Genomic DNA, 22,703 nt, shown 5'->3' on the forward strand with positions numbered 1-22,703 from the left:
TTATCATATTCATATAGTTACGAGTTAAAAGCTCAAAAGCACTGAAATTCTCAGTGCTTTTTTTGTATTAACTAAAAATGAACATTGGTAATCGTTTTTGGTTAAAATAATTAATATGTATTTTTCTTTTAAATTTTAAAACAAGCTATTATATTTAGATTTTTATAATTGAATTGATAATTTTTAAGCTTAATAGGGTGTTTGTATGTAATTATTTATCATAAATTATGAATTTTATGATGCAGGATATGGCAGGATGCCAGAACTTTTGTAACGGTGTACTTTGGTTACATAAAAATTAATATATGTCTTTGATAATTAAACAGAAGAATTTTAAGCCACTCATCGCACCGCTATTCTTGCTTGCGTCTGGCTTTATGTTCGGGCAAAAAACAGCAAGTGATAGTGCCAAAGTAGATACAAAAGATATCGAAGAAGTGGTTGTAATCGGGTACGGTAAAGTAAAAAAATCTGATTTAACAGGTTCAGTTTCTTCGGTTTCTGCTAAAGATTTAGCGGCAACACCTGCACAGAATGCTTTACAAGCATTACAGGGTAGAGCAGCAGGTCTTAACATTGTAACATCAGGTGGTGCTCCGGGAGCTGGTGCAAATGTAACAATTCGTGGGGGATCTTCAATTACGCAAGGAAATGAGCCTCTTTATATTGTCGATGGTTTTCAGTTGGATAATGCTTTAAATATTATTAATCCAAATGATATTGAAAGTATCGATGTACTGAAAGGTGCATCTGCCATTGCAATCTACGGAGCTAGAGGTTCTAACGGTATTATTGTAATTAAAACTAAAACCGGTAAGAAAGGAAGAACAATTGTAAGCTACAATTCTTTCATGTCATTTGATATGCTTTCCAAGAAAATGGACATGATTTCTAATCCTGAACAATTTGTAAAATATCAGTATGAATTGGCTCAGCTTGGCGGTAAAGCAACGCAATGGAGTAATATTTTTGATAACAGTTTAGGAACAGATTCTCCTGGTTTTTATACAGGTGTATTTAATAGGATAAGCAACAGATATGCTACAGCTTCAGCAGTAGATTGGCAGGAAAGAATGCTTGGCGGAACAGGAACAACCCAAAACCAGAATTTCAATATTTCTATGGGTACTGAGAAGACTCAGGCGATGATCAGCTATAACTATAACAAGCAGGATGGTTTATTACAGAATGCAAGCGAGACAAGAAATTCACTGCGTGCAAATGTAAATTCTGAATTGCATAAAGGAGTTCGTGTAGATTTTAATACTACTTTTAATACCAATTCTACAAACGGTGGAGGATCTTATTCCGGAATGAAAAAAATTCTTCTTCAGCCAATTACAGGAGGAACAAAATTTACAGATGATCAGCTATTTAATACTCAAACTTTCGGTGATTATTCTGCTTTAGATTCAGGGTATGATACAGAAAACCCATTCATAGAAACTCAAGCTTCAACATCAAACAGACGTTTCAGACAATTCCTTGGAAATATAGGTCTTGAAATTGATTTTTTAAAGAACTTTACATTCAGAACAGCAGGTTCATATGCTTGGACAAATAGTAAATCTACTTCTTTTTCAGATGCTAACTCAAAAGCATATCTTACAGATCCTGTAAATACAGGAATTAATGGAAATATAGCGAACGCAGAAAATTTCCGTTATCAAATTACAAATACAGTAACATACAATAAAACCTTTGGTGAAAAGCATAAAGTCAGTGCTTTAATCGGACAGGAAGCAATATATCAAGAATCAGAAAGCAATAGTATGAAACTTATTAAGTTTCCTTTAGCTAATTATGGTTTAGATGATATTGCGAATGCAACAGTCGCAGATAAAGATGTTGGACATTCAAGCAATTCATTAAGTTCTTATTTTGCACGTGCAAACTATAGTTATGATAACCGTTATTTATTAACAGCTACTTATCGTAGAGATGGCTCATCAAAATTTGGTCCTAACAATAAATATGCAGATTTTCCTTCATTTGCTTTGGCATGGCGTTTATCTCAGGAAAATTTCTGGCAAAATGGTAAGATTAACAACATTATTAATGACGTAAAATTCAGATATGAATATGGTATCACAGGGAATAATGATATAGCAAATAGTTTATATACAACCAATTTGGTTCTTACAGATTATCCATTAAACAATACTCCTGGTAATCCAGCTTATACAACAAGTTCCATAGTGGGTAACCCTAATCTAAAATGGGAACAGATGAAAGCTAAAAACCTCGGGATAGATCTAGCTTTTTTCAATAATAGAATTAAATTAACGTCTGAATTTTATGATAATACTTTGGAAGGCTTACTTCTACCTGCAACTTTACCTGCTTCTTCTGGATATACCACACAGTATAAGAACATTGCAAGCTTCAGAAACAGAGGTATGGAATATACTCTTAATACAGTTAATATAAAATCGAAATCATTCAGATGGACTACAGATGCAAATATTGGTTTTAATAAATCAAAAGTTCTTTTCTTGGATGGTAATAATTTCAGACAGTTTAGTCAAGGAAGTAATAGAGCAGGGCTAGTTAATTACTATGCTACTATTGGAGAGCAGTTAGGGGATATGTATGGTTATGTATATCAGGGTATTTATACTACCGATGATTTTACTCAGGCATCAAACGGAACTCTTACATTAAAACCGGGAGTTGTAAAACCTGCGAGTGGAACTCCAAAACCTGGTGATATGAAATTTGCGGCTGACAACGAAGCAGGAGATCAATTTACAAGAAAAATGGTGAAAATAGGTAACGGAACTCCTGATTTTATTGGTGGTATCAGCAATAATTTCTCTTATAAAGGTTTTGATATGACTGTGTTTATGAAATTCAGCGTTGGTGGTGATATTTACAATGCTACTAAACAGAGCTTAAGCCCTTATGCTTTATTTCAAAATGTACCTTCAGAGTTTGGAAATAATTACTACCGCATTATTGACCCGAATACAGGACAGGCTACAACCAATTTAACAAGATTAAAAGAGCTAAATCCTGACGAGGGATCACGTTTATGGAGTTTAAGTAACACCAACACAGCAAACATTACTTATCCATCATCTTATTACGTAGAAGATGGATCCTATTTAAGAATTGCACAGTTAACAGTAGGTTACAGCATAAACAAAGAATTTTTAGAGCGTATTGCAGTTACTAATGCACGTATTTATGTAACAGTTAATAATTTAGCTACAATAACAGGATATTCGGGATACGATCCGGAAGTGGCCGCTGCAGCTAACGTTGCTGTTACTCCAGGATATGATACTTCAGCTTTTCCAAGATCAAGAAGTTATGTTCTTGGTATTAATTTAACTTTTTAATATTTTTAATAATGAAAAATATATTAACTCAATCAGTCAATTTAAAAAGATTAGTAGTGATTCCTTCATTGGTAATTGTCGGTCTTATTATCAGTTCTTGTAGTGAGGATTTTTTAGATCAACCAGCTTATAATATTACAGATACAAATACGGTTTTTAATAATTTGGAGACCGCAGATATGTTTGTTCAGGGTTGCTATAGAAATTTGATTCCTACTGAAATGTACTATCAGTTGGGAGCAGGTGATACTGTAATTCATTCTGCTGAAGATGCATCAACAAATAATTCCAAATACAATATCTGTAATTATCAGTATGATGCCAAAACTCCAAATACGGTTACTGGTATTTATGCAGCAATGTATTCTGGGATTGAAAAAACAAATATTGCTATTACAAGATTAGGTTTGATGGAGCCAAGTACAAAACGTAATGCTTTGTTAGCAGAAGTAAAAGCAATTAGAGCTTTCTGCTATTATAACTTAATTAGAGTATATGGAGACGTACCTGCAGTTTGGATACCATTGGAAGATGCAGATCCTAACGATCCTAACACGCTATATCCTAAACGTGCATCAAGAGATGAAATTTATGATCGGATAATTGCAGATATGCAAGGATCAGTGAATGATCTTCCTGCAACTGGTACTACTACAGAACGTTTAACAAAGCCTGCAGGTAATGCTTTGCTTGCAAGAATTGCTCTGTACGCCGCTGGATATTCTCTTCGTTGGCCTCTAAATACTTCTACAATGGGAACCATGTCTAGACGTCCAGACAATTCAAGAGTACAACAATTGTATCAGATTGCCAATGATGCTGCTTTTGCGGTAATAAGCGGAGGTGCAAACAGTTTAATTCAAGCTCAGGGTGGCAAAAGTGGCTTTGAAGCATTGTGGTATAATTTTGACCAAAGAAAATTTGCAGTAACTAATCCTGAAATGCTATGGCATATAGCGGAATATGGTCCAAATACAAACTCTGCATTCGGAGTTTATGCAATGGAAGGTTCTCGTGGAGGTACATATGGTTCCCGTAAAGCGTTGCAGTTTGTATTGCCAACTTATTATTTGTCTTTCAATCCGGGAGATACTCGTAGAGATGTTTCTTGTACTTCTTACAGTATTTATTTCCTAAATGCGGGTGCTGCTACAGATACTTGGGTAAATGCAGGAACTACATTTTCTTGTATTATGGCAGGTAAATTCAGAATGGGATGGTGTGTAGCTCCACAGGCTGCAGATGGGCGTAATCTTAATATTCCTATTCTTAGATATTCTGATGTTTTATTGATGTATGCTGAAACTCAGAATTTCCTGAACGGTGGACCTACAAGTGGGGGTATTAACGCTTTACAATTAGTAAGAAATCGTGCTGGTATTGGATCTTTACCAATTCCTACTGGCCAAGGAGCTTTCGAACAGGCAATTGTTCAGGAACGTAAATGGGAGTTTGCAGGTGAATTTAATCTTCGTACAGATTTAATCAGAATGAATAAGCTTCAGAGTGAAATTATGGCAACAAAACAGGCAATGAAAGATCTTTCAAATAAATCTGGTCAATATGCATCTACACCAACTTTACGTCTCTACAAATTTGAAAAAAATGCACAGATTTACGGAGATCCGTTTTTGGCAGTTAAGTATATTGATTTAACTAATCCTGCACAGATTTCAGCTGCTTCGGCAGTACCTACAAGTTCAGCAAGTTACGCAGCATATCAAACTACTTTGGCTGGTATTGCAACAGCAAATGGACAAACTGTAGTAGCTGGAGATAAATGGTATCCTGCAAGAATGTTTGAGGCTTATACCAGTACATTCAATGGTAATGCAAGAAAAGCGGTAGGATTTACAGGTGGATTTAATGCTCTTCAAATCGGTGCTATTATATATACTAAACCAACTGGTTCTGCTGAAAATGGTGGAACATATCCGAATTGGATTGAAGGTGGTGGTGATGGTCTTTTCTATGGATTTGTTCCAAACAAAACAGAATTATTGCCTTTCGCAGCTCTTTCTGTTGGTCACCCAATGATTGATAATCCAAATCTTACTCAGCTTCCTGGTTATTAATTATAATTTTAACATTCATATTAAACATTAAGAATTTTTAAAGAATAGTGGTTTTTAATCATCAGTTTTTTAGATTTTCTTAATGTTTAAATTTTTAAACGACACTCAATCACAAATTATTAATCATAAAACTCAATAAGTTCACTAAAAGACGATTTTATTTATTGAATAATAAAACGTTAAATTATCTTTAAATAAAGCATTTAGCAGTATAGTACGGGATGCTGAAAAAAGGATAAGAATTTAAATTTGGGTTAAAATTCAGAAAACAAAAGAAAACAAATGGAAAACGTAAAAACATTCAAATACGTAGATTATTTATGGGATGAAGAAAAAGCGGCATCTTTTGGTGATGACCAGGTTGCTTTATTTTTATACCGTTCAAACATATTAGGTGCAGATCTTAGAATTACCAATTACGGTGGTGGAAACACAAGTTGTAAAACCATTGAAAAAGATCCTCTAACCAATGAAGAAGTTGAGGTAATGTGGGTAAAAGGTTCAGGTGGAGACATTGGAACTTTGACAAGAAAAGGAATTGCAGGTTTATATACTGAGAGACTACGTAATTTGAAAAATGTTTACGGAGGTCTTGCAGACGAAGACAGAATGGTTGGCTTATTCGACCACTGTATTTTTGATCTTGAAAGCAAAGCGCCTTCTATTGATACGCCTCTTCACGGCTTACTTCCATTTAAACATATCGATCATCTTCACCCGGATGCACTTATCGCAGTAGCTGCAGCTAAAGACAGCGAAGCGGTTACAAAAGAAATATGGGGAGATACAATGGGATGGGTGCCTTGGCAAAGACCTGGTTTCGATTTAGGTTTACAATTAGAAAAATGTTTAGCAGATAATCCTGGAATCAGAGGAATCGTTTTAGGAAGCCACGGTTTATTCACTTGGGGAGACACTTCTTACGAATCTTATATGAACAGTTTGGAAGTGATCGAAATGGCTTCTGAATTTATCGCTAAAAAAATAGAAGAAAACGGAAAAGTTTTTGGAGGACAAAAAGTAGAATCTCTACCAGCTGACGAACGTAAAAACAAAGCAGCTCAGATTATGCCTTTGTTGAGAGGTTTGGCATCTTCTGAAAATAGAATGGTAGGTCATTTCACAGACAGCGATGTGGTATTAGAATTTATTAACAGCAATGATTTAGAAAGATTGGCTCCAATGGGAACTTCTTGCCCGGATCACTTCTTGAGAACAAAAATTCAACCGTTGGTATTGACTTTAGACAAAAATGAAGATTTAAGCGATTCTAAAGCTATTTTAGAAAAATTAAATCCTCTTTTCGAACAATACAGACAAGAATACAAAGAATATTACGAAACTTGCAAACATCCAAACAGTCCGGCAATGCGTGACCCGAATCCGGTGATCATCATTTATCCAGGAGTTGGAATGTTCAGTTTCTCAAAAGATAAGCAAACAACTCGTGTTGCGAACGAATTTTACGTAAACGCAATCAACGTAATGCGTGGTGCAGAAGCAATTACTTCATACACTTCACTACCAAGACAGGAAGCATTCGACATCGAATATTGGTTGTTGGAGGAAGCAAAACTTCAGAGAATGCCAAAAGAAAAACCATTGTCAAGAAAAATTGCTATCGTAACCGGAGCAGGAGGTGGAATCGGACAGGCAATCGCTGACAAAATGGTTCAGGAAGGCGCAGTGGTAGTTTTCACAGACTTAAATAAAGAAGCTGCGGAATCTGTTACCGCAAAATATAGCAAAGATCAGGCAATTGCCGTTCAGTGCGATGTAACAAGTGAAGAAGGAATTGCTGAAGCTTTCAAGCAAACGATTTTAGCTTTCGGTGGAGTAGATATTTTAGTTCATTCTGCAGGTTTGGCTATTTCTAAATCTTTAGAAGACACTACGTTGAAAGATTGGGATTTACTTGAAAATGTTTTGGTTAAAGGTCAGTTTTTAATTGCAAAAAGCGGAACTGAAATTATGAAAAAGCAAAATTTAGGTGGCGACATCGTAAATATTGCAAGTAAAAATGGTTTAGTAGCCGGTCCAAATAACGTAGCGTACGGAACTGCAAAAGCAGCTCAACAGCACATGACAAGATTATTGGCTGCAGAATTGGCAGCAGATAAAATCCGTGTGAATGTGGTAAATCCTGACGGCGTAATCGTTGGAAGTAAAATCTGGGAAGGTTCTTGGGCAGAAGGTCGTGCAAAAGCAAACGGAATCACTGTTGAAGAATTGCCGGCATTCTATGCAAAAAGAAACCTTTTAAACGAAATTATTCTTCCGGAAGACATCGCCAACGGAGTTTTCGCTTGTGTAGCGATTTTAGATAAGAGTACAGGAAATATCATCAATGTAGACGGCGGAATGGCAAATGCATTCCCAAGATAATATTTTTGGTTGTCGGTTTTTAGTTGTCAGTTGCTAGTTTTTTTAACTTTCAATTTATTTGGGCAGCTTTATCCGCCCTCCGTTCCCGCTTTTTTGTCTCCGCTTCGCTACTACAAAAAGAGCTCCACTCAGGTCGGGCTGCGAGCGATTCTAAAGCAATTAAAGGAACGAAAATAAAATATTTAGTACTAATTTAGACAATAAATTTAGCCTTGTTAATGTTCAAAACCTTGACAAGGCTAATCAAAAATCAAAATATGATTATAGGAAAAGATATCATTGAACAAAACAATAAAAGCGAAGTTGAAAATTTCAATTCAGACTTTGCTTATTTATCAGATAAACTGACAAAATCAGGAGCAAACGTTTCAGATATTGTTAACAAAATTGCTGACTTTCAAGTAGCAATTCCAAGTTGGGCTTTAGGAGCTGGAGGAACTCGTTTCGGGAGATTTTCTTACGGAGGAGAACCATCTTCTTTAGAACAAAAATTAGATGATGTAGGATTAATTCATGCTTTAACACATTCAGCGGGAGCAATTTCTCTTCATATTCCTTGGGATATTCCAAGTGATGTGAAGGCAATTAAAGAAAAAGCAACTTCTCATGGATTGATTTTCGATGCAATGAATTCAAACACATTTCAAGATCAGCCAGGAGCAAAACATTCTTATAAATTCGGTTCTTTGAATGCTTCAAACGAAGATTCAAGAGCTTATGCTGTTGAACACAACAAAGAAGTAATCAGAATCGGAAAAGAATTAGACTCAAAAAGTTTAACCGTTTGGTTAGCAGACGGAGCGAGTTTTCCGGGACAATTGAATTTTCAGACTGCTTTAGCAAAAACCGAACAAAGTTTAAAAGAAATCTACTCAGATTTACCGGAAGACTGGAAATTATTCATCGAATACAAGCCTTACGAACCGAATTTCTATTCAACAACAATCCAAGATTGGGGAACGTCGTTCATGTTGGCAAACGCTTGCGGAGAGAGAGCTTATACTTTGGTTGACTTAGGACATCATTTACCAAATTCAAATATCGAACAAATTGTTGCAACCTTGATGTACAAAGGGAAATTAGGTGGTTTCCACTTCAATGACAGTAAATATGGAGACGATGATTTAACGGTTGGTTCTATTAAACCTTATGCTTTATTCTTGATTTTCAATGAATTGGTATACGGAATGGAAAACAATCCAAACAATCCATATCCGGCTTGGATGATTGACGCAAGTCACAACATCAAAGATCCATTGGAAGATTTATTACAGTCTTTGGAAGCGATTTTAATTGCTTATGCAACCGCACTTTTGGTGGATCAAAAAGCATTAAAAGAAGCACAACAAAATAACGATGTCGTTTTGGCGCAGGATATTTTGCAAAATGCTTACAGAACAGATGTTCGTCCATTATTAAGAGCAGCAAGATTGCAAACGGGTGCAGCTTTAGACCCAATTGCAACCTACAGAAACCTAAAAGTAAGAGAGCAATTGATCTCTGAAAGAGGTTTAAATGTAAAAGCAACAGGATTGTAAAACCTGTTTTTAATTTGATAATTTCTACTTTCAGGTGCAATCGAAAGTTTAATTATATATATCCTTATTCACCGTTGAGAAAAGAGTGTTTAGAAAATTAAAAGTAAATTTTGTTACTTAAGAAATCAGTGGATTTTTTTCTTAATTACTTTTAGTTCTAAACACTCCTTGATGGTTTCAAATTTAAAGGTAAAGAAAAATATTGTGATTCTAAATCACATTAAAAAAAAACTAATTCCCATTTTATTATAAATCATTAAATTCATTTTAGGAATGTCCAAAAAAAAGAAGGTAACCATTGTATTTGATATCGGAAAGACCAATAAAAAATTCTTTCTGTTTGATAAAAACTATCAGGAAGTCGTAAGGGAATATACAGAATTGCCTTTGACAACTGATGAAGACGGTTATCCTACCGAAGACCTTTCGGCACTTCAAAACTGGATTAAAGAAAACTTTCACAACATTCTGGAAAGTGATGAATTCGATGTAAAAGCAATTAACTTCTCCACGTACGGAGCAAGTTTTGTGCATTTAGACCAAAAAGGAAACGTTCTGACTCCATTGTACAACTACACAAAACCGATGGATCAGGAAATTCTTGATTTATTCTACGAAAAACACGGTAGTAAGCTGAAAATTGCAAGAGAAACAGCATCTCCGCAAGCAGGAATGTTGAACTCAGGTTTGCAGTTGTTTTGGTTAAAATACGAGCATCCTGAAGTTTTCAAAAAAATCCGTTACAGTCTTCATTTACCCCAATATTTGTCGTATTTATTTACGGGAATCTGTGTTTCAGAATTTACTTCAATCGGTTGTCATACCAATCTTTGGGATTATGATAAAAATGATTACCACGATTGGGTTTATGAAGAGGAAATTGATGCTTTATTGCCTCCAATTGTTCCAACTTCAGCGAGTATTAATACTTCGTACAGAAATAGAAAAATGAAAATTGGGGTAGGTATTCATGATAGTTCTTCAGCGCTTCTACCTTATATTTTAAGTAAAAAAGAGCCGTTCTTACTGCTTTCTACGGGAACCTGGAGTATCTCTCTTAATCCTTTTAATGATGAAAGTTTAAATGACGAAGACATTGAAAATAATTGCCTAAACTATATGCGAATCGACGGAAAACGCGTGAAAGCATCCCGTTTTTTTATGGGCAACGAATATAAAATTCAGGTTGAAAAACTGTGCGCTCATTACGGAAAAGAATATGGTTTCCACAGAGAAGTACAGTTTGATCAGGATTTGTATTTGCGTTTAATGAAAAACAAAAACATTTATTTCCGATTTGAAGGAATTATTTTAAAGAGAAAAATGATTACTGCGACCGATTTAAATTCATTTAATACTTTCGAAGAAGCGTATCATCAGCTGATGATTGAATTGATGGATCTTCAGATTCACACGATTACCAACGCCATCGGAAATTCTGATATTTCAAATATTTACATCGACGGAGGATTTACCGACAATGATGTCTTTATGAAACTGATGTCTCATCATTTTCAGGATTATAATGTAATGTCCACACATTCTCCTTTGGGATCGGCTTTAGGAGCTTCAATGGTTATATCCAATAAAAAAATTGATGAAACTTTTTTACAGCAGCATTATCAGATGAAAGTGCTTCAACCGTTAATTCTTAATTATTAAATTTTGTTGCTGGTTGATAATTGTCAGTTGATGACAAACTCAAAACCAACAACCAACAACCAAGTACCAACAACTGATTATGGCATTTCCATTTGATACAAGATATGCATCACTCGAATTATTAATCGAAAGAGCACAGAAAAAAATGCCCCGTTTCGCATTCGAATATTTAGACGGTGGCTGTAATGAAAATATCAACCGTGACCGAAATACGAGTGAACTGAGAGATGTTCTGCTTCGTCCGCAATATCTGAACAACAATTACGCTGAAGCCAATATGGAAACCGAATTATTCGGGAAAACCTATTCAGCACCGTTTGGAATTTCTCCTGTGGGTTTACAGGGATTAATGTGGCCGAATGCTCCTGAAATTTTAGCTAAAGCAGCTTTCAAACATAATCTTCCTTTTATTTTAAGTACGGTTACGACGAGCAGTATCGAAAGAATTGCTGAATTAACAGAAGGAAATGCTTGGTACCAACTCTATCATCCGAGGGAAGAATGGTTGCGTGACGATATTCTTGACCGTTGTGAAGCGTCTGGTTATGATGTACTTTGTGTGTTATCTGATGTTCCGACTTTTGGTTATAGAGCGAAAGAAATCAGAAATGGTTTGGCAATGCCTCCACAACTGAATTTCCGAAATGTTACTCAGGCCTTGGCAAGACCCGAATGGTGTCTTGAAATTTTGAAACACGGCGTTCCTAGTTTTAAAACAATGGAAAAATATATGGATAAAAACATGAACGTGAAACAGTTGGGACAGTTCATGAATTCTACTTTTTCCGGCAGATTAAACTCAGACAGAATCAAAGCAATCCGTGATAAATGGAAAGGAAAATTGGTTATAAAAGGCGTTGCTTCCGATGAAGATGCTGCAGAAGCGGTACGTTTAGGTTTCGATGGAATGATTATTTCCAATCATGGCGGAAGACAGCTAGATGCCGGAGAATCTACAATTGCTGTTGTAAAAGATATCAGTGAAAAATATAAAGGTCAGATAAAAATCATGATGGATAGCGGAGTAAGAACCGGTCCGGATGTTGCCCGTGCGCTAAGCTGCGGTGCAGAATTTACCTTTATGGGAAGAACGTTTATGTATGCAGTTGGAGCTCTTGGCGATAAAGGAGGAGATCATATTATTGAAATGCTTAAAATGCAGTTCAGACAGGTGATGGAGCAGGTTTGCTGTGATAAACCCGAGGATTTGCAGAAGTTTAGAGTGAAGTAGGTGAAGCGGGAAGATGGGAGACGGAAGTTGGAAGTTTTTTATCTTCACTTTTAAAATAGCAAAACTTCATATTAAAAACGATTATTCGTAAAATTGAAATAAAATTAAAATACAGTTCGATGAATTGTATTTTTTGTTTAAGCTGTATTTTTTTTCAAGCTTTGCGAAGCAAATTTATTTTCCTTTACTCACTAAAAATATACGGCATAAAAAATAATCTTTGCGATAAAAAAAAGCACAAAATATTTTTCATTTTTGACAAAATAAAATTAAATCATGAAGAAAATAACCATATTCATACTTATAATATATTCTGTTTTTACCTTTTCCCAAAACAAAAAACATGAATTACCTTGGTCAAATGGAGCTCTGCAAGTCAGTTCAAACAATAGATATTTACAGCACAAAAACGGAAAACCTTTTTTTTGGTTGGGAGAAACGGGCTGGTTACTTCCGGAACGAACAGATCGTGACGAAGTAGATTTTTATCTAAGTCAATGTGCAAAAAATGGATTTAATGTTGTGCAGGTACAAACTATCAATGCGGTTCCCGCTTATAATAAATACGGTCAACCTTCGATGATTGACGGTTTTAATTTTACCAATATTAATCAAAAAGGAATTTACGGATATTGGGATCACATGGATCATATTGTAAAAACCGCCGAAAAAAACGGAGTTTACATCGGCATGGTCTGCATTTGGGGCGGTTTGGTCAAAAGTGGAAAAATGAATGTGGACGAAGCAAAAAGTTATGGTAAATTTCTGGCTGAACGATATAAAGATTCTCCAAATATCATCTGGTTTATTGGTGGTGATTTAAGAGGCGACATTAAAACTGAAGTTTGGGAAGCGCTGGCCAACAGTATAAAATCAATTGACAATAACCATTTGATGACGTATCATCCTTTTGGTGCTACAAGTTCTGCTGACTGGTTTAACGATGCTGAGTGGTTGGATTTTAATATGTTCCAGAGCGGTCACAGAAGATATGGACAAAGAAAGGGTGACGGCGAAATTAAAAAACTTGCCGATACAGAAGAAGACAATTGGAGGTATGTGGAGAAAGCTTTAGCCTTAAAACCATTGAAACCTATAATCGATGGCGAACCGTCGTATGAAGATATTCCGCAAGGTTTACATGATGCCAACGAACCGAGATGGAAAGACAGTGATGTAAGAAGATATGCGTATTTGTCGGTTTTTGCGGGTTCTTTTGGGCATACTTATGGTCACAATTCTATCATGCAGTTTTATCGACCTGGATTGCCCCCTGCTTATGGAGCAAAACGTGCTTGGTACGATTGTCTTAATGATACAGGTTTCGTGCAGATGCAAAATTTAAAATATTTGATGTTGAAGTTTCCTTATTTTGACAGAATTCCCGACCAAAGCATCATAAAAGGAGAAGTTGGAGAACGTTATAATAGACTGATTGCAACGCGTGGAAATGATTATCTATTGGTCTACAACTATAACGGTCGAAGTATGGAAATCGATTTATCCAAAATCACTGGAAAGCAGAAAAAATGTTGGTGGTATAATCCGAGAACTGGTGACTTCAATTATATCGGGGAAGTAGATGGAAGTAAAATCATGCAGATTACCCCTGAAAAAGAAAATGGAGAGTCAAAGGATTTTGTTTTTGTAGCGGTGGATGCGGCTAAAAATTATTTGAATAATTAATCTCACTCTTTTGTATTATACTAATTAGTAAGTAATTTACATAGTTCAGCGAATTCTTGATCATTATTATTTTCAGGACTATTTCTAGTAACTAAATGATACTTCCCATCAATTAAAATTTCCAGAATCCATTCTTCTCCATCTAAAATGATATTTGAGCCATGTGTTTCCATGTTCCAAAAATTAATATCATTTGCTTTTGAAAATAAATTATTCCATTTTTCTACACTCATTTTCTCTGTGTACTCTTTTATTATTTTTCCTGTTTGATATCCTCCTAATCCATCACTTTGGCTATAGGTTAAAATTGTTTGGTCATTTTGAAGTTCCATTTTATAAACAAAAGGATTTGACCACGTTCCTAAATTTGTATATCTGATAATTTTTAAATTTTCGTTTTTTTTATCGAAAAGAGATACTTCTTTAAGTGAATTCAAATGTTTTGAATACCATTTGTTTACGAATAACGAAAGCGAGTCGTTCGGACCATTTCTAATTGTATCTCTAGGATATTTATTTTCATCATAGGTTGCGAAATATAATTTTCCATTGTAATCTTTTTCATCGTCTTTTGGCGAAATAATTTTTTTACTCATGCAACTCATGTTTAAAATTATAATAACGAAGAATAATGAGAGTTTTCCCATATCTTTATTTTGTAAATGATTTCTAAATTAATAAAAAAATTCGCAAAGCTACCTTCACGAATTTATATAAATAAAAATTTGATTATTTACTTTTTCTTCTCTGCTTTTACAGCCTGTCTCGACAACAGTTTCCAGTCTTTTTTCATTTTAACCCAAACCAATACAATATCCAGACTGACATCTCCCGGAGCTTTTCCCAAATCTGCAGTGGTTGCATACAAATGATGACGAACAATCGCCGTATTTCCGACAATCTGTACATTTTGATTGGTGATATCGATGGTTACAAAATCAGATTTTTTACTTACCAATTTGTCTACAAATTCTTTCGCATCATCAATGTGACCGCCGGAATGTCCGTAAGTCAATTCAGGTAAAATCAAAGATTCCAAAACAGATTTTTCTCCGCTTATCATTGCTAACCTTAACTTTTCTGAGGCTCCAGTTACCAATTCATAATCATTCTTTTTCTGTGCAGAAACAGCAATTACCATAAGAAAACTTACAGCAAAAATGAATTTTTTAATCATATTTAAATTAATTGTATTAAAGTTTTTTTGAATAAAATCAACAATATATATATTGTTGTGTAATCGATTGCGCTTTTAAGTTTGTCAATAAAATTATAAAGAATCTCTCTGAATAAATTTGAAAACATTATTCACAGATTCCTTTTTATTTTTTAAAATCATATAAGCGGCAGATTCACCCATCGCTTTAAAATCTGTAGTAATAACGGTAATTCCCAACAATTCCTTCAGAGGAGTTTCGTTGTAAGAAATAATTCCTATGTCTTCACCCAATTTTAAATTTTTCTGTCTGATTTGCTTGACCAAATTCACCAAATCACGCTCTCGAATGGTGATGAAAATATCTTTATCCTGCAATTCCATGTCGGGATAGATTTCATCCAAAATTTCATAATCCAATTTAAAATCTTTACAGAATTTTTCAAAACCGCGCGCAATTCTAAAAGGGTAGGGATGAATATCTTTGTCGGGATAAACCAAAATAATCTTTTCGTATTTTTTTATTTTGTCTAAACCTTCCTCCAAAGCATTGTAAATATCGTTCTCAAAATCCTGAAAAATAGAACCGTAATCCCCTGAAATATTGGGTTTGGTATTATCCAAAATCAACAGTTTATTCTTCGGAATTTTTTCAATTATATCCAAAACTTCCTGCGTTGAGCTCGTATGTTTTGAATGTTCATCACGGAAATGAGGCATCACGACATAATAATCAAATCCGCCTAAATTTTTCTTTAATGAATTAATGAAAAGCGTTTCGTCGCAGTGGTAGATGTACATTTCCACATTTCCCTTGGTTCCGATGGCGTTCACAAAATAATTGTAAATCATCATTTTGTACGTACTCGGTTTGTTGATCAGAAAGAAAATATTAATGCTATCGTTTTTATTGATGCGCGAAATGTAATAGCCTTTACCTTTTACTGACTCAATAATCTGCCTTTTTCTAAGCTCTTTATACGCTTTTTCAACAGTGTCTCTCGAAAGAAAACAGGATTCGCTGAGCTCGTTAATTGATGGAATTTTCTCTCCAATTTTAATCTGTCCGCCATCTATTCCGTTGAGAATAGAATCTACAATCTGCTTGTACTTTGGAACTCTGGAGTTTTCGTTAATGTGAATATCTAATGTATCTGACATGGTCTTTTACTTAGGGAATATGAATTTCAGCCATAAAAAATATTTCTGAAATATTGTTTATATGAGAGAAGACAAGATACAATTTTTGAATTAAATGACAATCGTCATGTTCTATAAAGTTTTTTGAATTTAAATAATTGATTATTAGATAGTTTTAATTTTGATTAAAAATTATTTTATATTTTAAAAATTACCAATTTCTTGCTTCAAAATAGAAATTTGGTATTTTAAATCGCAACAGTGGAATCCCGAATCTTGACTTCAAATCTCAAATAAAAAAGCCTGTTCTTTTCAGAACAGACTTTGAAAAATATATGAATGTGAAATTTTTTAAGGCATTTTCTTAAACCCTTCTGCTTTTATTTTCCAGCTTCCGTCTTTCGGAAATCCCGGATATTGTCCTGTCGAACTGTCCCAACCTTCAAGCATCATCGCAACAGTCGTTAAAACTCCACCATTTCCGGGAAGATAAATTCTCAGTCTTCCATCCTGGAAATTATGACCGTTTTTAAGATAAGTATTCGTCTGAACATCCATAAATAATGCATCCAAAGCTTTATTCGGTAGATTTAATCTTGCTGCTGTCATTGCTGTCATCGGGAAATCCCAACCCCAAGTGTGACCCCAGTTCCATCTTTCCCAAACGATGTCTAGCGTGTTTTTCATTATCTTTTTATCCAATTTCGGAGATTCAGGAACCATTCCTAATGCCCCTAAAACTGCAGGATGATCGGTCATCCATTTTGGAAAAGTGAAAGAATCTTTTGCAGATTCTGTTGATAAGTAAACTCCATCCTGAACCGGAAGCGGAGCCAATTTATTAATCACATCATCCCATTTTTTATCTCTCGATTCTCCCAATCTTTCTTTCCATTGCTGGGCGACTTTCAAAGCCCAATCCCAATACGCAACCTCATAAGTCGGGTTAAAAGTATCTTTTGCAGGGAAAACTTCCTGTGCCGGAATTACACCTTTTCCAAGATTGTAACGATTTTTTTCTTTGTCATACGTTGCAAAATCAGCCATAAATTCGGCCGTTGCATACACCAGATCCTTATACTTTTCTAAAACTTTTTTGTCTTTGTTGTGACGGTATAAAAGTTCGGTCATATAAATCAAATGCGGTTGTTCCCAAATCAAAAATGCAGCTACAGAAGACGGACTTTCATTACCTTCATTATCCGACATTTTAATCCAACGAACACCTTTATAACCTTGTCTTTCTGCTAATTTTTTTGCTTTTTCAAACGACCTGAAATAATAATCCAATTGTTTCTCCAAAATCTCCGGTCTTCCCCACAAAGCGTAATGAACGCCGTGCCACCAATGCATTTCGGTATGCGGTTTTCCGTACCAACTGTTGAAGGTTAAACCAGTTTCTTGTGGCGGATTACTTCCTCCGCACTGAACTTTCGTTAAATATTCAGACAGAACAATCCTGCGCTCCAATTCATTCGCTCTTTTATCGGTACTTCCTTCAAAATCTACGGCAGCGCCGCTTTCCCAGAAGTTTTTCCAGCCTGAAGTACTTTCTTTCTCAGCATCGGCAAATAAGCTTTTCGGAGTTTTCTGATTTTTCTCTGAAAACTCAACTGTCAATTCTAAATTTTTACTTTTTGAAGAAGGTTCGAAAACGAAATTATGTTTTCCAGCCTCACTTAATTTTCCATCCGTAAAATATAATTGTGTGAAATAATCGGCAGTCTGTAATTTATGCTCAATCAATCCCTGAGTTGAATTTGATGAAATGATTTTAGTGGAATGTTTATCAGCATTTCCGTAAAAAGCTGCTTCATCCAAAAACTGTCCGCTCGGATAAGGATATTTTGCGAAAACCTTCAACCTTTTTTGAGCAATTAAATCAGATTCAATTTTTACCCCAATTTTATCTGAATTCTGGAAAGAAGCCGTCCAAACTTTTACGGGAGTTCCTTCTAATGAAAACTCACTCGTAATAATTCCTGTCCACAAATCAATTTTCTGATTGATGTTTTGTAAATCTGAAACTTGTGCTTTCTGTCCGTTCTTTTTAATCAGTTCAATCCCGATATTTCCGAGTTGTAAACGATGTTGATTGACTCTGAAATATTCAACTGCTTTTTTGTTGCGTTCTGGTTCTTTGATTTGAACACTGTACAACGCTTTTCTTCCGTCATTATTGAAATCGTATGGCTTTAAAGTTTCCTCAAATTTGAAATTTTCGGTATTCGGAAAACTATTCCAGCCCCATTCTGACTGAGTTCCCAAAGAAACTCCATTTTTGTAATATTCTGGAAACGACTGCATTCCGGTGATGTCAACCGTGTAGGCGAATTTTCCGTTTCCAACGGTAAAAGTGGAAAGCGTATCGGCTTTTGTGTTGACAATATTATGTCGCTGAACGACCTTTTTCCGGTCGATTTTCTGGGCATTCATTGAAGAAAATCCCATCAGGAAAATCCCTAGATATATTGTAATTTTTTTCATTTTAAATTTATTTAATTTTTCTTTACCGCAAAATAGACAAAAGATTTTCCAGCGTAATCAGATATTCAAAAGACGGCAAAATGTTAATGGTAAATTCTACATTTTGCAAACTTTTGAAATCCTTTATCGCAAACAGTTCTTTTGTGGCTTTTGCGGTTAAATGATTTAATTATTTTTATTTTATCTGCCACGAATTCATGAATATTTTATCTAAAGCCTGTCCAAATTTCATCAGAATTATTTCCCCGACCCTAAAGGGAGTAATTCTGATGAAAATTTTCAAAACATTTTTCCACCCTTTAGGGTTGGGGAAAAGAAAAATGTTTGAAAATTTTATTTTAAATAATTTTAAAACGTCCTTTTAATTCGTGCAATCGTGGCATTAATTCTTATTTCAAAACCGTCGCACTCATCATTCCAATCACTACATCGTTGCTCACGGCGGTTAATTTTATCGATTTTAATTCTTTATTTGCGTCAATCGGCAAATCCAGAATCGTGGCAGAACCACCATCAATCTGGCGGTCTGTAAATCCTTTGATGCTTGAATATTTGCTCAACGTTCCGCCTTTGTATAATTCTCCCGTTTTCAGTTTTACACGATACGGAATTTTATCATCCGGAATTTCAAACGCAAAATTATCATCAAACAAATCCTGCTCAATCGGCCACCAATTCGTCGGATTTTTCAACTCTAATTCTGAAGTTGAACCGTCTTTATACTGAACCGTAATTTTTCCGTTCACAATCTGCGACTGCATCGGATTGGTAGAACCCGCCATCAGAAAATAGATTTTCTTTCCTTTTCCTGATATTGGAATTTCAAGAGAATCAGAATAATTATCCCACTGACTGACAAAAGCAATATTTTTATCTGTTTTATCAATTAAAAAAGGAACTCCAAGATACTCAACTTTATTGTTTTTTCTTTTGTTCATCAATCCGCTGTCATCGATTTGAGCAGTGATTAGCGGATAGCACCAGTTTCCGATTCCCTGCCATGGAAGCTGTAAAGTCGGAACTTCCAGTCTTGGCGAAAGGTATTTCTGATTGAAAATCTCGGTTACTTTTTCATTGTATTTTGAAGCCAATGAAATATTGTTGAACTGACCTTGGTTTTCAATTTCCCAATCTGTGATTTCAATATTTTGTTTAATTCCGTTGTACTCAAGCGTGATAGAATTGGTTCCTTTGCTTAAATAATTTGAAGGAATTTCAATCGATGCACTTTGATTTTTTTGAATAGAAAAAGTTTTATTTAAACCGTTAACAGAAAGTTTTCCATTAATTGGATTAGATGATTTTGATTGAATCTGAAGTTTTTTATTCACCCATTTAGCTTCCAAAGGAAAACGGATGTCAACATTCACAGGTTGCCACCAACTTGTTCCGTTCTGTTCAACTTGTACGAAAAAAGTTCCTTTTCTTTCTTGGTTATCTAATTTTATTGCGTGGTTAACCACCCCGTCTTCTCCCTTTGATCGAATCCATCCCTCCAGAGGAGGGGAATTTTTAATTAGTCCTTGTGGGTCGTAGATATTTTTGATTCTCTTTTTTGAATCAAAATTCAATTGAAGATTTTCAGAAATATAATTGGTGAAATCGGTTTTATCATTTTTCAGTTCCTCGCCCGAATATTTAATTTCAATTTTAAAATCATTTCCTTTTGGCGTTTCAAACTGAATAAATGGTTGTGAAATCGAATTGGGTTTAATCTTCCAATCCACTTTTTTACCATTCACTTTTACCGATTTGATGTTGGAATAATTCACAGGAATTTCCATTTCCAGCGCAACCGGATTTTGATATTTTGATTTAAATAAATATTCAGTTTTCTTTGAATTTCTTTTAAACTGATATTCCCAATCCGGAAGTTTCAGTTCGGCAAAATTCCAGTCTTTCGGGAATCCCGGTTTGATGCTGATTTTATTCTCTAATAAATTCGGATAAACTCCGAAAAGCCCTTCTGTCAGAGTTCTTGAAGCCACACCAATCGGGTCGGCAAAATCACGGTACAATTCTCCACGAAAAGCATCGTAATGAGAAAGCTGTTCAAAATTCCCCGGACTGATGCCGTAATACATCGACTCAACCAAATTTCCCTTCCAAAGTTGGTACGCATCTTCTGTTCTTCCCGCCTGCCAATACGCCAAAGCAGTCTGTAAATTTTCCGCCAAAGCCACATTGTTAATCGACCAATCGTAAGGTTGCCAATTGGTCGTCGCTAATGTAAAATAGTCTTTATTATCCGCACCTTTTACCGTAATCGGAATTTTCGGTGTGTGATTATTGATGTATTGTAAATTCTGATAATCTTCAAATTCATTTAAAATAAACGCATCCGAAACGTGATAAATAGACCAGATTCCTGGTTTGTCGTGAACGATTTGATTTCCCAAAGCATCTTTATATTCAGAAAAATATCCTTTGTTTTTAATCCAAAGTTCGTTTTTCATTGCCTTTAAAATCGCATCAGCTTCCTGTTCGTAAGGTTGAGGATTTTCGCCAATGATTTTCGCCAGTTTTGCCATCTCACGGTTGGCTCTGTAATTATACGCCGAAGTGTGCGTCACTTTTCCACCCGAATATTGAAGCGCATCACTCGCCCAAATCGCAGCATACGCATCGTATAAATCGCCACGCTTGAAATTTCGTTTTTCCCAATCGATATGACGAACCATCGTCGGCCACATTTTCTTCAGAAACTCTTTGTCTCCGGTGTAATTGAAATGCGAAAACATTTGGTCAAAAAACACCAGATTCATATCGTAATGATGCGGTTTTGTGTTGTCATTAGGATTTCTGGAAATATATCCGCTGGAAAAAACTGAAGTTCCCATTTTCTCTTCTTGACGGGCAAGATGACGCATCGTATCCATTTCTACAGGGGCGAAATCTGGTTTTAAAACCTGCGAATTGGCATAACTTTCAAAATGTTCTTTTGCCCTGTCGTGCCAACTCAACGCATCGGCTGTATAAGCTCCTCTCCAGGCATTCAATCTCATTCTCCACGCCACTGCGCCGTGAAGAAAGGTCGGACTTTCCCAAATTCCATCCGCCGCCACCGCTAAATTCGCTCCGAAATTATTCAAATCTGCATCCGGAGTTTTTAGCTGAATTCTGTTGGTTAAGGTTAAACGGGATTTTTCCGCTTCATTAAAAATGCTTTTTAAATCTTCATCCGAAAAATTTTTATCTGATTTTCCTTTCGCAACCTGAATGTAAACCGGTTGTTTTTGTGAAGAATAAGAAGCATAGACAATCGGAGATTTGTCTGTTTTATTTTGAGTAAACTCAGACAATTTTTCCAAAGTCGTCGCATCGGTTTGCTGTAAAGAATTTACACTTGAAAAACTTCCGCTGACCGTTTGACTTTCTTTTTTCTTATTTAAATAATTAAGCTGAAACTGATTTTTATTCAACTGAAACTGATTGTTCAGACAATATTCCGGCAACAGATAAAATCCGGATTCAGGGTCTGCGCCGATGTCGCCATTTCTGCTGAAAGTCGTTCCACTCGCACCGCCAAAAACTGCGTAGACTTTTGTTGACGAATCTACATTGACGGTTTCCATTTTTAAAACAAAACCTTCTTCTTTAGCCTGCGCCAAAACCGTCAGTTTTAAAGTTCCACTTCCAAGAATCGGGTCTTTGATTTCATACAACATCGTTCCAGGTCGGTAACGCGTTTCAATTTTGTCAGCCTTTATTAATTGTTTAATTGAATTTCCCTTTTGAATAACAAACTGAAGATTGCCACCCATTCCAGGAAGATACAATGCGAATTCCGGCAAATCTCCGGCTTCAACTCTCGATGCACGGTTATCTCCATACAAAGCCCGGTTGAATCTGTACTTTCCGTTGACCAATAAAAAATCGCCTTTGTCTTCTTTGTAATGCAGTTCACGCTCGTTATTCTGCCAATGTTTCGACTGGGAAAACGAAAGTGAAAATGCCGACAAAACAAGAAGTCCGGCGAAAATGGTTTTTCTTCGCATT

12 protein-coding genes are annotated in these 22,703 nt (G+C 35.5%); 7 read left to right on the forward strand and 5 right to left on the reverse strand.

Annotated elements, in window-relative coordinates; all coding sequences use genetic code 11:
- Nucleotides 1-305 precede the first annotated feature (305 nt).
- From OF897_RS04815 to OF897_RS04845, 7 genes are all read left to right on the forward strand, one after another.
- A complete protein-coding gene (locus OF897_RS04815; RefSeq protein WP_267264562.1) occupies nt 306-3,344 on the forward strand; it encodes a SusC/RagA family TonB-linked outer membrane protein in 3,039 nt (1,012 codons plus the stop codon).
- A gap of 11 nt (nt 3,345-3,355) precedes the next feature.
- On the forward strand, nt 3,356-5,419 hold the full coding sequence (locus OF897_RS04820) for a RagB/SusD family nutrient uptake outer membrane protein (protein ID WP_267264563.1): 2,064 nt from the start codon (nt 3,356-3,358) through the stop codon (nt 5,417-5,419).
- Nucleotides 5,420-5,701: 282 nt separating this feature from the next.
- Complete coding sequence (locus tag OF897_RS04825) at nt 5,702-7,804, forward strand: bifunctional aldolase/short-chain dehydrogenase (RefSeq protein WP_267264564.1); 2,103 nt, start codon at nt 5,702-5,704, stop codon at nt 7,802-7,804.
- Between the two features lie 257 nt (nt 7,805-8,061).
- Entirely contained in the window at nt 8,062-9,342 is a 1,281-nt protein-coding gene (locus OF897_RS04830) for a TIM barrel protein (protein WP_267264565.1), read from the forward strand.
- Between the two features lie 273 nt (nt 9,343-9,615).
- Entirely contained in the window at nt 9,616-11,004 is a 1,389-nt protein-coding gene (locus OF897_RS04835; RefSeq protein WP_267264566.1) for an FGGY-family carbohydrate kinase, read from the forward strand.
- Nucleotides 11,005-11,083: 79 nt separating this feature from the next.
- Nucleotides 11,084-12,235, forward strand: coding sequence for an alpha-hydroxy acid oxidase (locus OF897_RS04840; RefSeq protein WP_267264567.1), 1,152 nt, complete (start codon nt 11,084-11,086; stop codon nt 12,233-12,235).
- Between the two features lie 276 nt (nt 12,236-12,511).
- Nucleotides 12,512-13,921, forward strand: a complete 1,410-nt coding sequence (locus OF897_RS04845; RefSeq protein ID WP_267264568.1) for a glycoside hydrolase family 140 protein — start codon at nt 12,512-12,514, stop codon at nt 13,919-13,921.
- Between the two features lie 20 nt (nt 13,922-13,941).
- Here the strand turns inward: OF897_RS04845 and OF897_RS04850 are convergent, their stop codons facing one another.
- The 5 genes from OF897_RS04850 to OF897_RS04870 all read right to left on the reverse strand — a co-directional run bounded on the left by OF897_RS04850 (nt 13,942) and on the right by OF897_RS04870 (nt 22,702).
- The gene (locus OF897_RS04850) at nt 13,942-14,517 is read right to left on the reverse strand and encodes a hypothetical protein (protein WP_267264569.1); all 576 of its coding nucleotides are present in this window, start codon (nt 14,515-14,517) and stop codon (nt 13,942-13,944) included.
- A 137-nt stretch (nt 14,518-14,654) separates the two neighbouring features.
- Complete coding sequence (locus tag OF897_RS04855) at nt 14,655-15,098, reverse strand: nuclear transport factor 2 family protein (protein ID WP_267264570.1); 444 nt, start codon at nt 15,096-15,098, stop codon at nt 14,655-14,657.
- Between the two features lie 93 nt (nt 15,099-15,191).
- The gene (locus tag OF897_RS04860) at nt 15,192-16,238 is read right to left on the reverse strand and encodes a GntR family transcriptional regulator (protein ID WP_267264571.1); all 1,047 of its coding nucleotides are present in this window, start codon (nt 16,236-16,238) and stop codon (nt 15,192-15,194) included.
- A gap of 330 nt (nt 16,239-16,568) precedes the next feature.
- Nucleotides 16,569-18,704 carry a hypothetical protein gene (locus OF897_RS04865; protein WP_267264572.1) on the reverse strand — a complete coding sequence of 712 codons (2,136 nt, stop codon included), beginning with the start codon at nt 18,702-18,704 and terminating at the stop codon, nt 16,569-16,571.
- A gap of 389 nt (nt 18,705-19,093) precedes the next feature.
- A complete protein-coding gene (locus tag OF897_RS04870) occupies nt 19,094-22,702 on the reverse strand; it encodes a DUF4450 domain-containing protein (RefSeq protein WP_267264573.1) in 3,609 nt (1,202 codons plus the stop codon).
- Nucleotide 22,703 lies beyond the last annotated feature (1 nt).

Source organism: Chryseobacterium formosum, from assembly GCF_026460885.1.
GTDB lineage: Bacteria > Bacteroidota > Bacteroidia > Flavobacteriales > Weeksellaceae > Chryseobacterium > Chryseobacterium formosus.